The sequence below is a fragment of the Mesorhizobium sp. M4A.F.Ca.ET.090.04.2.1 genome, from assembly GCF_003999085.1.
GTDB lineage: Bacteria > Pseudomonadota > Alphaproteobacteria > Rhizobiales > Rhizobiaceae > Mesorhizobium.
On record NZ_RZOT01000155.1, the window covers coordinates 1 to 11235 of the forward strand.

Annotated in this window: 14 protein-coding genes and 1 tRNA gene; 10 read left to right on the forward strand and 5 right to left on the reverse strand. The window is 62.1% G+C overall.

Annotation, left to right across the window (positions count from 1 at the left end; all coding sequences use genetic code 11):
- The 5 genes from EN781_RS13260 to EN781_RS13280 form a co-directional block, all read left to right on the forward strand.
- Window positions 1-444: carbohydrate ABC transporter permease (locus EN781_RS13260; protein ID WP_145965496.1), on the forward strand; the 444-nt coding region annotated here is incomplete at its 5' end.
- The gene (locus EN781_RS13265) at window positions 441-734 is read left to right on the forward strand and encodes a DUF2160 domain-containing protein (protein WP_189347543.1); all 294 of its coding nucleotides are present in this window, start codon (window positions 441-443) and stop codon (window positions 732-734) included. The genes EN781_RS13260 and EN781_RS13265, both read left to right, overlap by 4 nt.
- 76 nt (window positions 735-810) lie before the next feature.
- Window positions 811-2538: an ABC transporter substrate-binding protein gene (locus EN781_RS13270; RefSeq protein WP_126054720.1), complete on the forward strand. Its 1728-nt coding sequence runs from the start codon at window positions 811-813 to the stop codon at window positions 2536-2538.
- 94 nt (window positions 2539-2632) lie between these two features.
- Window positions 2633-4126 (forward strand): glycerol kinase GlpK, encoded by a 1494-nt coding sequence (gene glpK, locus EN781_RS13275; protein WP_126054719.1) that lies wholly within the window; start codon window positions 2633-2635, stop codon window positions 4124-4126.
- A gap of 32 nt (window positions 4127-4158) precedes the next feature.
- Complete coding sequence (locus EN781_RS13280) at window positions 4159-4635, forward strand: DUF6882 domain-containing protein (RefSeq protein WP_126054718.1); 477 nt, start codon at window positions 4159-4161, stop codon at window positions 4633-4635.
- A gap of 92 nt (window positions 4636-4727) precedes the next feature.
- Here the strand turns inward: EN781_RS13280 and EN781_RS13285 are convergent, their stop codons facing one another.
- A complete protein-coding gene (locus tag EN781_RS13285) occupies window positions 4728-5183 on the reverse strand; it encodes a BA14K family protein (RefSeq protein WP_126054717.1) in 456 nt (151 codons plus the stop codon).
- Window positions 5184-5478: 295 nt separating this feature from the next.
- Between EN781_RS13285 and EN781_RS13290 the strand changes: the two genes are divergently transcribed.
- Window positions 5479-5554, forward strand: a tRNA-Lys gene (locus EN781_RS13290).
- Window positions 5555-5872: 318 nt separating this feature from the next.
- Window positions 5873-6007, forward strand: coding sequence for a ribbon-helix-helix domain-containing protein (locus EN781_RS35250; RefSeq protein ID WP_281033514.1), 135 nt, complete (start codon window positions 5873-5875; stop codon window positions 6005-6007).
- A 175-nt stretch (window positions 6008-6182) separates the two neighbouring features.
- On the opposite strand, the gene EN781_RS13300 is transcribed toward EN781_RS35250, so the two are convergent.
- A complete protein-coding gene (locus EN781_RS13300; RefSeq protein ID WP_126054696.1) occupies window positions 6183-6479 on the reverse strand; it encodes a hypothetical protein in 297 nt (98 codons plus the stop codon).
- 329 nt (window positions 6480-6808) lie between these two features.
- Here EN781_RS13300 and EN781_RS13305 point away from each other — a divergent pair, with 329 nt between their 5' ends.
- From EN781_RS13305 to EN781_RS13315, 3 genes are all read left to right on the forward strand, one after another.
- On the forward strand, window positions 6809-7348 hold the full coding sequence (locus tag EN781_RS13305; RefSeq protein WP_126054695.1) for a J domain-containing protein: 540 nt from the start codon (window positions 6809-6811) through the stop codon (window positions 7346-7348).
- 143 nt (window positions 7349-7491) lie between these two features.
- Window positions 7492-7668 carry a hypothetical protein gene (locus EN781_RS13310; protein WP_126054694.1) on the forward strand — a complete coding sequence of 59 codons (177 nt, stop codon included), beginning with the start codon at window positions 7492-7494 and terminating at the stop codon, window positions 7666-7668.
- A gap of 98 nt (window positions 7669-7766) precedes the next feature.
- Window positions 7767-8909 carry a hypothetical protein gene (locus EN781_RS13315; protein WP_126054693.1) on the forward strand — a complete coding sequence of 381 codons (1143 nt, stop codon included), beginning with the start codon at window positions 7767-7769 and terminating at the stop codon, window positions 8907-8909.
- Here the strand turns inward: EN781_RS13315 and EN781_RS13320 are convergent.
- The 3 genes from EN781_RS13320 to EN781_RS13330 all read right to left on the reverse strand — a co-directional run.
- The gene (locus EN781_RS13320) at window positions 8906-9784 is read right to left on the reverse strand and encodes a hypothetical protein (RefSeq protein WP_126054692.1); all 879 of its coding nucleotides are present in this window, start codon (window positions 9782-9784) and stop codon (window positions 8906-8908) included. The two genes, EN781_RS13315 and EN781_RS13320, sit on opposite strands and share 4 nt — an antisense overlap.
- Before the next feature lie 58 nt (window positions 9785-9842).
- Entirely contained in the window at window positions 9843-10970 is a 1128-nt protein-coding gene (gene dprA, locus EN781_RS13325) for a DNA-processing protein DprA (RefSeq protein WP_126054691.1), read from the reverse strand.
- On the reverse strand, window positions 10967-11235 hold a 269-nt coding region (locus EN781_RS13330), incomplete at its 5' end, for a glycerol-3-phosphate acyltransferase (protein ID WP_189347545.1). The genes EN781_RS13330 and dprA, both read right to left, overlap by 4 nt.

Genomic DNA, 11235 nt, shown 5'->3' on the forward strand with positions numbered 1-11235 from the left:
GACAGCTATTCCGCCTTCGGCCTGATCGACACCCATATCGCGGTGGCGCTGGCGCACTGCCTGTTCAACGTGCCGCTGGCGGTGTGGATCCTCGAAGGCTTTATGTCCGGTGTGCCGAAGGAGATCGACGAGACGGCCTATATCGACGGCTATTCGTTCCCACGCTTCTTCGTGAAGATATTCATGCCGCTGATCGCCAGCGGCATCGGCGTCGCCTGCTTCTTCTGCTTCATGTTCTCATGGGTGGAATTGTTGATCGCGCGCACGCTGACCACCACGGACGCCAAGCCGATCGCCGCCACCATGACCCGCACCGTCTCGGCCGCCGGCATGGACTGGGGACTGCTCGCCGCCGCCGGCGTGCTGACGCTGATCCCCGGCGCGCTCGTCATCTGGTTTGTCCGCAACTACATCGCCAAGGGCTTTGCCCTGGGGAGGGTATGACCATGAACCTCGACCTCTCCTGGATGGCGTGGACCTGGCCGACGGCGGCTTTCTTCGGCACCGTCTTCCTGCTGCTTTGCGGCATGGCGGCCTGGGAATATGCCTCGCCGGGCGGCAATCCGCGCGTCGGCGTGCTCCGCTTCGAGACGACGCGCGGCGACCGTCTCTTCCTGTCGCTGCTCGGCAGCGCCTTCATCCATCTCGCTTGGCTGGGTCTGGTTGGACCCAACCTGTGGTGGGCTCTCGCTCTCTCCGTAGTCTACGCCATCGGCGTGTTCCGCTACGTATAGAGGGGGAAACTGTTGGAGCGGCCGCGTGCCGGCGACCGCTCCAGATCGCACTTGAAACCAAAACTGGAGGAAACACATGCGACGGCAATTTTTAACATCAACGACCGCCCTTGTCCTATTGCTCGGGGCAGGCAATGCCTACGCCGGGATGGATGAGGCGAAGGCCTTTCTGGACAAGGAGATAGGCCCGCTGTCGACGCTTTCGCGCGCCGACCAGGAAAAGGAGATGCAGTGGTTTATTGACGCCGCCAAGCCGTTTGCCGGCATGGAGATCAAGGTCGTCTCGGAAACCATCGCCACCCATTCCTATGAATCGCAGGTGCTGGCGCCGGCCTTCTCCGCCATCACCGGCATCAAGGTCACGCACGACACGATCCAGGAAGGCGACGTCGTCGAGAAGATCCAGACCCAGATGCAGACCGGCCAGAACCTCTATGACGGCTGGGTCAACGACTCCGACCTCATCGGCACGCACTGGCGCTACCAGCAGGTGCGCAACCTGACCGACTGGATGGCGGGCGACGGCAAGGACGTCACCAATCCGAACCTCGACCTCAAGGACTTCATCGGCACCTCCTTCACCACGGCGCCGGACAAGAAACTCTACCAGCTTCCCGACCAGCAGTTCGCCAACCTCTACTGGTTCCGCTACGACTGGTTCAACGACGAGAAGAACAAGGCCGACTTCAAGGCCAAGTACGGCTACGACCTCGGCGTGCCGGTCAACTGGTCGGCCTATGAGGACATCGCCGAGTTCTTCACCGGCCGCGAGATCGACGGCAAGAAGGTCTATGGCCACATGGACTACGGCAAGAAGGACCCGTCGCTCGGCTGGCGGTTCACCGATGCCTGGCTGTCCATGGCCGGCAATGGCGACAAGGGTATCCCGAACGGCCTGCCGGTCGACGAATGGGGCATCAAGGTCGACGAGAACTCGCGTCCTGTCGGCTCCTGCACGGCGCGCGGCGGCGACACCAACGGCCCGGCCTCGGTGTATTCGATCCAGAAGTATCTCGACTGGCTGAAGGCTTACGCTCCGGCCGAAGCGCAGGGCATGACCTTCTCCGAATCCGGCCCGGTGCCGGCGCAGGGTGCGGTCGCCCAGCAGATCTTCTGGTACACCGCCTTCACTGCTTCGATGGTCGACGCCGGCGCCAAGGCGGTGATGAACGACGACGGCACGCCTAAGTGGCGCATGGCGCCGTCGCCGCACGGCGTCTACTGGAAGGACGGCATGAAGCTCGGCTATCAGGACGTGGGTTCCTGGACGCTGATGAAGTCGACGCCGACCGACCGCGCCAAGGCCGCCTGGCTCTACGCGCAGTTCGTCACTTCGAAGACCGTCGACGTGAAGAAGAGCCATGTCGGCCTGACCTTCATCCGCGAGAGCACGATCCACGACAAGAGCTTCACCGAGCGTGCTCCGAAGCTCGGCGGCCTGATCGAGTTCTACCGCTCGCCGGCTCGCATCCAGTGGTCGCCGACCGGCACCAACGTGCCTGACTATCCGAAGCTGGCTCAGCTCTGGTGGCAGGCGATCGGCGATGCCTCGTCCGGCGCCAAGACCGCGCAGGAAGCGATGGACTCGCTCTGCGCCGAGCAGGAAAAGGTCATGAGCCGCATCGAGAAGTCGGGCGTCCAGGGCGATATCGGCCCGAAGATGGCCGAAGAGCATGACCTCGCCTACTGGAACGCGGACGCGGTCAAGAAGGGCAATCTCGCGCCTCAGCTCAAGATCGAGAACGAGAAGGAAAAGCCGATCACCATCAACTACGACGAGCTCGTGAAGAGCTGGCAGAAGTAAGACTGCCTGATGCGGGCGTCAGCGCCCGCATGGATCCTGCGGGGGAGGCGGCTTTTGCCGTCTCCCCTGTTGCATGAAGAGCGGAGGAGCGGAAATGAGCGGCTTTGTGCTTGCCATCGACCAGGGGACGACATCGAGCAGGGCTATCCTGTTCGACGACCAGATGAAGGTAGCCGGCGCCGGCCAGCAGGAATTCAACCAGTATTATCCAGCCTCGGGCTGGGTCGAGCACGATCCGCAGGAGATCTGGGCAAGCGTGGTGGCGACCGTGAAGGCCGCGCTGAAGGCTGCCAGCCGCAACGCTTCGGACGTGGCGGCGATCGGCATCACCAACCAGCGCGAGACCGTCGTCATCTGGGACAAGGCGACCGGCAAGCCGATTCACAACGCCATCGTCTGGCAGGATCGCCGGACCGCGCCGCTCTGCCAGAAATTGAAGAAGCAGGGGCTGGAAAAGACATTCACCAAGAAAACCGGCCTGCTGCTCGATCCCTATTTCTCCGGCACCAAGATCGCCTGGATGCTGGACAAGGTGAAAGGCGCCAGGAAGCGCGCCGAAAAGGGCGAGCTGCTCGCCGGCACCATCGACAGTTTCCTGATCTGGCGGCTCACGGGCGGCAAGGTGCACGCCACCGACGCCACCAACGCCTCGCGCACGCTGGTCTACAACATCGAGAAGAATGTCTGGGACGACGAGCTGCTGTCGATCCTGCGCATCCCGGCCGCCATGCTGCCGCAAGTGAAAGACTGCGCCGATGACTATGGAGTCACCGAGAAGGGCCTGTTCGGCGCCGAGATAAAAATCCTCGGCGTCGCCGGCGACCAGCACGCCGCGACCATCGGCCAGGCCTGTTTCGAGCCGGGCATGATGAAGTCGACCTACGGCACCGGCTGCTTCGCGCTGCTCAACACCGGCGCCGATCTGGTGCGCTCGAAGAACCGGCTGCTCACCACAATCGCCTACCGGCTGAACGGCAAGACCACCTATGCGCTGGAAGGCTCGATCTTCATCGCCGGCGCCGCCGTGCAATGGCTGCGCGACGGCATCAAGGTGATCGGCAAGGCCGAGCAGAGCGGCGCGCTCGCGGCAGCCGCCGATCCGGCGCAGAATGTGTATCTGGTGCCGGCCTTCGTCGGCCTCGGCGCGCCGCATTGGGACGCCGAGGCGCGCGGCGCGATCTTCGGCCTGACCCGCAACTCAGGCCCGGCGGAGTTTGCCCGCGCGGCATTGGAATCCGTCGCCTACCAGACCTGCGACCTGCTCGACGCCATGCGCAAGGACTGGAAGGGGGCTTCCGCCAAGACCGTGCTGCGGGTCGACGGCGGCATGGTGGCTTCCGACTGGACGATGCAGCGGCTGGCCGACATCCTCGATGCGCCGGTCGACCGACCGACCATCCTGGAAACGACGGCGCTCGGTGCTGCCTGGCTTGCCGGCTCGAAGGCGGGTGTGTGGCCGAAGGCAAAGGAGTTCGCCAAGACCTGGGCGCTCGACCGCCGCTTCAAGCCGGAGATGGACACTGCGGCCCGCACCGCCAAGCTGGCGGGCTGGCGTGACGCTGTGCGCAGGACGCTGAGCGTGCCATAAATCGGCAGCGAGATCGGCTGGGTGAGGGGTGAATGAATCCAGATTGGTATACTGGCTGGCGCGAAGAGGCTTTCGATCAGCTGAAAGCCAAGAACGACCGCCTGCAGAAGGATTTCCGCCTCGGCAGCTGGCCGCGCTACGACTACGATCTGAAGGCACGAAAGCTCCTGTTCTCGGAGCAAGGCGTTATCAAGGTCGTCGCCGAGATCCAGATTGCGGGCAGTACGAGCGCCAAAGCTGACAACTGGCTGTGGGCCTGGGCAAATTCAAACCTGCCTGGCGAACTCCTCGAAGACGCCAAGCGGGTTCGGTCCTTCGGCGAGGAAAAAGGCATTGATGAGCTGGCTCAGGCCTATGTGCTCGACACGAACAATGACCTGGAGGCGCTCGGCTGGGGGCTGAGCGGGGCAATGGTTCGCATCTGCGATGCACTCGGCGCTTACCGCTCCCCACGCGGTGAAGGCGGAGGCCTGTATCTGATCTTCAAGACCATCGGCTGGGCCAGTTGATCCGCGGATCGCTTCCTTGACCGGGATGTCGCGAAAGGCCCGTGCCGTTGCCGGCACGGGCCTCCGCAGCCTCCCGTGTTCCGATGATCAGGTCAGTAGGGCGAATAGCACTGCTGACGCGGGCCGTTGTACGGCTGGAACGTGTTGTCCCAGGCGCGGTAGGAGCGGTAGCGGTCGTAGCACCATTGGACATGGGCATCGCCACCGCGATAGACACGGTTCTGGTTGTTGATGATGGCACCGGTAATCAACGCGCCCGTGGCGAAGGCCGCCAGCGGGAACCAGAAGTCGCCGTGACGGCGATAGCCGCGACGATATTCGCGATAACCGCGATGGCCATTCCAGTACACGACACCGTCCCGGCGCGAGAATTCGCGATTGAGCGCGCGGTGTCTCCTCCAGTCCCGGTACTGCACGGTCTGGACGTCCGAAGACAGCCCCTGGCCCAGCGGTACATAATTTGGCTGGGCATTGACTGGCACAATGTCCGCCGCCACGAAAGACGCCGACAGCGCGGCCGCCAGCAGGCTGGATGCGATCCTGTTCATCGCTCTTCTCCTCGAAGGGTTGTTGACGTCCCTTGTGTCCGAAAAAACGGGCGACATAGGCAATTGTTCCCAGGTTCCCGTTCAGATTGCAGAATGCGCCTTGACGGTGGTGGCGTTTTACGGAGGCAAGCCCTTCGCCCTCTCATGCGCTATGCCGCGCATGCCCGCATGGCCACAATGCCGCGCCGAACACAGCGAAAATCCAGCCTGGAGGCCATGTTTTTCCGGTTGACCCGTCGAGGCACTCTCCCTATGTTCCGCGCAATTTCGAGGGCGGCCTTATTCGAGCCCGCGGGAGCGCGTAGCTCAGCCGGTAGAGCAACTGACTTTTAATCAGTAGGTCATGGGTTCGAATCCCATCGCGCTCACCAAATTTTTCAATGAATGCAATGTGATATCGTTTCTCACCTGGAACGGGCGAGGGCGGTTCTCCTAACAGGAGCCTAACAAAATGGCCCGCCGCCGAGGCAGCGGGCCAAACTTCACAATGTTGTTGGATGTCATGCACCTTGGGCGGCTGCCCGAACATAGTTGTTCGGCATCGGATCTTCTCCAATTCGGTTTGTGTGAGGCTCTAGCGCTTTCGCAAGAACCGAAATTCTGATATCAGAGTTTTTATGCCAAAGCACGAAACCGTGATATCAAAGAAACGGCGGGGACCGGTCCCAACCGGAAAGGGCGTGCCGATCATGGTCCGCCTTCAACCGGACATGCTCGCGGGCGTCGATCAGTTTGTTGCCGAACATGAGGTTTCCCGACCTGAAGCCGTCCGATTGATCATTCGTGACTGGTTGACCAGACACCAGGTACTAAAGGCCGAGTGAGACCTTCATCCCCAAGAACGGCGGCGGCGCCGGGGTGGGCTGACGAAATGATCGACGCCCTTAAGATTAGGCGCACTGCTTTGCGCGGCTGACTGGCCGGCGCCTTGCCCCAAAGCCCCCCGCCCAATGGGCGCCGGTCAACTCCGAAATGGGCCTCGCGAAATGCAGCGAGTGTCTATCGGCTCGCCTCCGTGCGGGGCGCAAAGAAGCAGCGAATATAGGAAAACGGCGGGGACAAGCAGATGTGATGCTGGCTGTCTTCGCTCTCTATGACGCGGTTCTTGGGAATGAAGTATCGGGTCTTGGACCCCGTGCGGACATTGAAACCGCCACCAGGCAGCGGCTCGACATAGCGCGAGCTGATGACCCCGCAGTCCTTCTTGTCCTCGCAGCATTCATAGCCGGTAACCGGATCATGATAGCCGGTGTACCAGTTGTGAGCGACGGCTAGCGCGATCAACAGGACTTTCATTGTCCGCCTAGATCTAACATGGCAGCTGGGCGGCAGGCTATATCGTATATTAGCGTTCGTTTGACAAAGCCGGTGACCGCGCCAGAACCATTTGCACGGCGCGGGGAATTGGGGTTGCCGACTGGTGATGGCATTGCGGACGATCTCGCCGTCATCCGTGGTGGTGTCCACGGTCGTGGCGACGGCGGAGATTCGCAGCTTCGCCCGGCATGCTGCCCACTTCGCTCGGATCGCCAGGCACTCCCTCTCGGGAAGCCTGCTTGCATGTGGGTACCAGTTGCGCGAAGCTGCCTATGGGGGAGTGGTGTAGATTCGAGGCAGCACCACCAATGTTCACTGACTACTACGAACTTCTGGAAATCAGCCCGAACGCCAACTCGGAAACGATTGAACGGATATTTCGTTATTTTGCCATGCGCTATCATCCCGACAATCGGGATACCGGAGATGATTCACGCTTCAGCGAGATCGTGGAAGCCCACAATACGCTGAAGGATCCGGTCAAGCGCGCGCAGTACGACATCCAGTACAGGGACAATCTGGGCCTTCGCCGTGAGCTTACCGAGGAGGCCAGCAACACCAAAGGTCTTGAGCGGGATGTCGTCATCCAGGCCAAACTGCTGACGCTTCTCTATGTAAAGCGGCGCCAGGACGTCAACAATCCCGGCATTGGCGATGACGAACTCGAGCGCTTGTCAGGCTGTCCGCGAGAACATCTGGATTTTCATCTCTGGTATCTGAAGGCAAAGGGCTGGATAGCCAGGATCGAAAACGGGATGTTCGCCATCACCGTGGAAGGCATCGATCGAGCCAATTCCGAACACCGTCGTGACGCCGCGACGACCAAACTATTGGATCATATAGATTAAACGGCCCTCCTGAAGCCCATCTGTTAGTCGGCTAGCTATAACAATATTAGCGATTGCTTGTATTTAGATCGGCCCGGGGCCAAGCTTTCCGTTGGATCGATCGAGTGGGCCGGGCAGAGGCGTCCAAGGGGAGGGGCAATAAATTGTCCGAGAAAAAGGTGATCGCGGTCAAGGACTGGAACTGTGCCATGAGCGACGAACTTGGCCGCGTCGCCCTGATGATCAATCCGACCGATGGCGAGCCGATACTGGTTTTGATGACGATCTTTCAGGCTGCCAGGATGGGGCGCGAGTTGCAGTCGCCGAAACGCGTTTCGTGATGCCTTCGATATCCACAAAGCGGGCGTAGACCGGCAGTGCCAACCTTGTCGCCAGACTGGGCGGCAGCTAGAGTCGGCATTCGCAAGGGAGGCGATACATGGCACTTCACCTTTCGGCCGACACCCTGGCCCCCGCGGCGGCGAAACCCCAGAAATATCTATTCGGCCCAGTCGCCGACTTCCTCATGCTCGGCGGTAGCGCGTTTCTCATCTTGCCGGTTCTGTTTCTTGTGCCGCTCGAGTACGAAGGCCTCGTTGCCGCTACGATGGTCTTTGTGGCGTATCTGGTAAACTATCCCCACTTCGCCCACTCATATCAGATTTTCTACCGCAATTTCGGACGCAAGGTGAGCGGCGACGGATACGACAAGGGCCTGCAGATCCGCTACATCTTCGCCGGCATCGCCGTTCCCCTGATCATGAGCGCCTTCTTTGCCTATGGCGCGGCGACGGCAAACACGCGGCTGCTGGGATATGCGACCAACGCCATGTTCTTCTTCGTCGGCTGGCACTACGTCAAGCAGGGCTACGGCATGCTGATGGTGGATGCCGTGCTCAAGCGCAAATTCTTCGACGATCGGGACAAGAAGGTGCTGCTGGTCAACAGCTATGCCGTCTGGATCCTGGCCTGGCTGCAGACGAATACGGCGGTCACCGCGGGCAAATACTATGGGCTGGAATATTACACATTCGCGGCCCCGTCGTGGATCACCGACATTGCCCTGCTGGTAGCCGTAGCATCCACCGCGGCTACGGTCATGATGCTGGTCAACCGTTGGCGAAAGAACGGCGGCGGCCTGCCGTACAACGGCATCGTGGCCTATGTCGCATCACTCTACCTCTGGATCCTGATCGCAAGGATAAACCCGCTCTGGCTGCTTGTGGTGCCCGCGCTCCACTCGCTCCAGTACCTGGCGGTGGTCTGGCGCTATCAGACCAATGTCGAGCGCGACGGTCTGGATGCCGCGAGCGATCCGCAACCGAAGATCCTGTCCTTTCTCGGCCCCCTCTACAGGCTTCGTGTCCTGGGATTTATCGTCGGTGGCGGCGCGCTCGGCTATCTCGGCTTCTGGCTGATCCCGTTCGTGCTGACGGCTATGATCCCTTATGACAGGCAAGTTCTCGGCTCGTCGCTGTTCTTCTTCATCGTGCTGATCTTCATCAACGTCCATCACTACTTCCTGGACAATGTGATGTGGCGCCGCGGCAATCCGGAAGTGTCGAAATATCTATTCCGCTAGCCCAGACGGCGCCGAATGGCCGACAGTAATCTCGAGGCACCGGACCTGGCCGCGTCGGCGGCAATCACCCTGTCCATCGACCGTTCGAACTCGGCCAGCATCGACGCCAGCAATTCCGCAAGCCCGCCGGCGGGGCCGTGGATCTTCTCGAAAAGGCGGCCGTAGTTCCGCAGCGTCTCGGCGACGACGTCGGGAATGTCCTCGTACCGGCACCAGATCACATATTCATGATAGGGGATGTGTGTTCGCAGCGGCACGTCCTCGCTGACGACGAGACAGCCTTGCGAAAGCGCCGGCAGGACCCTGAACTCCTCGATCGAGTGGTGATGCCAGGTCTGGTGCGGGTTGACGATGATTTTAGCGCTTTGGTACAGCGACCGCAGCCCGGGCAGGTCGTAGACGCCCTGGACATTCCTGTAGCCCGCAAAAGCCTCCAGTCTTTCGATCAGGGAGGCGCGCCTCGGCTCCCTGGTGTTGATGATGTTGGTCAGGACGTCGATCGACCGGCCGCCTGCATTTGAATAGTCGAAGGGGATCGGAGGGCAGTAGACGATCCGCTCGCTGAAGCGCCTCGGAAACCGGCCGCTGGATTTGATGTTGACGATGTTCGGCACATTGTATTCGAGCACGACGTCCGCCGTGCGGTACTGCTTTTCGTTTGCGATCCGGACGAGATACGTCTCGTCGCCTCCGAAGATGGATGGCACGACGCCCGGAGCGCTTGAGGGTGGAACGTCACGCCCGCCAGGAAGCACCAGATTGTGTTCGTCCTGGAAGAAAATCCGCATGCCCGACCGAGGCGCCGCGCGCCTGGCGAAATAGTTCTCCACGACGGGCAGATTGGTTACGAGCCTGTGCGCGTTCAGATAGCGCATGCGGTGATTTCCAAACGGAAGCACTCGATCGTCAGTGCCACGGCGCCGGGTGGAACCATCAGGAAACCAGAGAGACATTGCCGCCGGCGTGGCGCTCCAGCCGTCCCGCGAGATCGAGCTCCAACAGCACCATCGAGACCTGGGCGGCGCTGAGACCAGTGTGACGGATCACCTCATCGACCGCCACCGGCGTCGGGCCGAGCGCCTCGAGCACGCCCGCGCGATCATCCTCGCGTGGCGGCGGCATTGCCGAGAGATCCGGCGGCTCGGCCAGCGGTGCTATTCTTGAAACACGCGCCCCTGCCAGCGGCGCGATGGCGCTGGAAACATCTGCGGCTTCGGTCACCAGCGTCGCGCCGTCCTTCAGCAGGCCGTTCGAGCCGGCCGCGCGCGGATCGAGCGGCGAACCAGGTACGGCGAAAACCAGGCGGCCCATCTCGCCAGCCAGCCTGGCGCTGATCAGCGAGCCCGAACGTTGCGCCGCTTCGACCACCACCAGCCCCAGCGCCATGCCGGCGACGAGCCGGTTGCGGCGCGGAAAATCCTGCGCGCGCGGCTGCCAGCCGAACGGCATTTCCGAGACGACGGCGCCGCCACGCTCGGCGATCTCGATGCAGAGCGCGGCATTCTCGGGCGGGTAGGGCATGTCGAGCCCGCCGGCCAGCACGCCAATAGTGCCGGTAGAGAGGCTGCCTTGGTGCGCTGCCGTATCGATGCCGCGCGCCAGGCCGGAGACGATCGCGTAGCCGTCGCGGCCAAGGTCCGCCGCCAGCATCCGCGCCATCTTGACGCCGGCGAGCGAGGCGTTGCGGGCGCCGACGACGGCGACCGCCGGCAGACGGAAAACCGCGCCCTCGCCCTTCACCGCAAGCAGGGGCGGCGGATTATCCATGGCCTTCAGCAGAAGCGGATAGTCGGCCTCGCCGATGCCGACGAAACGGCCGCCGGCCCGCCTTGCCGCGTCCAGCTCCGCCTCGGCCTCGGCCACAGTGGGAATGCGGAGGATGCGGCTGGCGCCGCCGGAGATCATCAACTCGGGCAGCATTTCGAGCGCGGCCTCGGCGGAGCCAAAGCGGTTGATCAGTTCGCGGAACGAGGCAGGACCGACATTCGGCGTGCGGATCAGGCGAAGCCAGCTCAGCCGCTGCCGGTCGCTGAGGCGCGGGCCGGCGGCGGGCTTGCTCATCCCTTGGCCCCGATCTTGCCCTCGGTGCCGGCGATAAGCCGCGAGATGTTGGCGCGGTGCTTGACGATGACGATCAGGCTCATCGCCACGAACAGGCCGGCAATAGCGGGTGTGCTGAGGAAGTAGAGCGCGATCGGCACCGCCACCGCTGCCGTGAGCGCTGCGAGCGAGGAGTAGCGGAACAGGAAGGCGACGGCGAGCCAGACGGCGGCAAAGATCAGCGCTACCTGCCAGGCAAGGCCGATCAGCACGCCGAGATAGGTTG

Coding starts and splice junctions, on each gene's coding strand:
- EN781_RS13265 (WP_189347543.1), top strand. CDS start 441: ATGACCATGAACCTCGACCTCTCCTGGATGGCGTGGACCTGGCCGACG.
- EN781_RS13270 (WP_126054720.1), top strand. CDS start 811: ATGCGACGGCAATTTTTAACATCAACGACCGCCCTTGTCCTATTGCTC.
- glpK (WP_126054719.1), top strand. CDS start 2,633: ATGAGCGGCTTTGTGCTTGCCATCGACCAGGGGACGACATCGAGCAGG.
- EN781_RS13280 (WP_126054718.1), top strand. CDS start 4,159: ATGAATCCAGATTGGTATACTGGCTGGCGCGAAGAGGCTTTCGATCAG.
- EN781_RS13285 (WP_126054717.1), bottom strand. CDS start 5,183: ATGAACAGGATCGCATCCAGCCTGCTGGCGGCCGCGCTGTCGGCGTCT.
- EN781_RS35250 (WP_281033514.1), top strand. CDS start 5,873: ATGGTCCGCCTTCAACCGGACATGCTCGCGGGCGTCGATCAGTTTGTT.
- EN781_RS13300 (WP_126054696.1), bottom strand. CDS start 6,479: ATGAAAGTCCTGTTGATCGCGCTAGCCGTCGCTCACAACTGGTACACC.
- EN781_RS13305 (WP_126054695.1), top strand. CDS start 6,809: ATGTTCACTGACTACTACGAACTTCTGGAAATCAGCCCGAACGCCAAC.
- EN781_RS13315 (WP_126054693.1), top strand. CDS start 7,767: ATGGCACTTCACCTTTCGGCCGACACCCTGGCCCCCGCGGCGGCGAAA.
- EN781_RS13320 (WP_126054692.1), bottom strand. CDS start 9,784: ATGCGCTATCTGAACGCGCACAGGCTCGTAACCAATCTGCCCGTCGTG.
- dprA (WP_126054691.1), bottom strand. CDS start 10,970: ATGAGCAAGCCCGCCGCCGGCCCGCGCCTCAGCGACCGGCAGCGGCTG.